1 pseudogene is annotated in these 710 nt (G+C 59.9%); it reads right to left on the bottom strand.

Annotation, left to right across the window (positions count from 1 at the left end):
• Nucleotides 1-608: pseudogene (locus tag BST27_RS30725) on the bottom strand (PPE family protein); the annotation flags it as partial.
• Between the last annotated feature and the right edge of the window lie 102 nt (nt 609-710).

Below are 710 nucleotides of genomic sequence, written 5' to 3' on the forward strand. Positions count from 1 at the left end.
TGGCCGAGGCTGAACTCGCCCAACCCGATCGGATCGATGCTGATCGCCGGTGTGCTGATCGGCGGCGTGCTGATCTGTGGCAACGCGAATCCGGCCAGCCCAATCGGATCGATCGTGATCGGCGGCGTGGTGATCGCCGGCGTGCTGATCTCGGGTAACGCAAAACCCGGAATTTCGACGGAGGGAATGCTGATCGGAGGGATGGTCAACGTCGGAAGACTGAACCCGCCAATCGCAAAGGGTGCGACGTGGAAACCGATACCGCTGATCGTGAGCGGGCCGAATCCGATGAAGGCGGGCGGACCGCCGGTCTGCGACGTTTCATTCTTAACTCCACCGCCGAATTGCGGGTATCTATCTAATGTGGCCGTTTGCAGCAAAATAATATTGTTAGGGACGAAGAGCACAAAATCCGCGCGTATCCCGGGTAGCGATATGGTCAATTCTGCCGGGCCTAGCTCTGGTGTCATAAAGACGCCGGTGCTGATATTTCCGATCGTTAGTTTTGGAATAGTGATCGGGGGCAGGTGGAACGCGCCGATGGTGGTGCCGGCGGGGATCGTCAGCGGCGGAATGGTGATCGGCGGAATGCTCAGCAGGGGCAGCACGAACGCGTCCAGGGTGATTCCGGCAGGGATCGTCAGCGATGGGATTTCGATCGGCGGAATGCTCAGCCGGGGCAGGTCGAACGCTCCCAAGTCGATGCCCGC

The organism is Mycobacterium intermedium (assembly GCF_002086275.1).
In the GTDB taxonomy this organism is placed as follows: domain Bacteria; phylum Actinomycetota; class Actinomycetes; order Mycobacteriales; family Mycobacteriaceae; genus Mycobacterium; species Mycobacterium intermedium.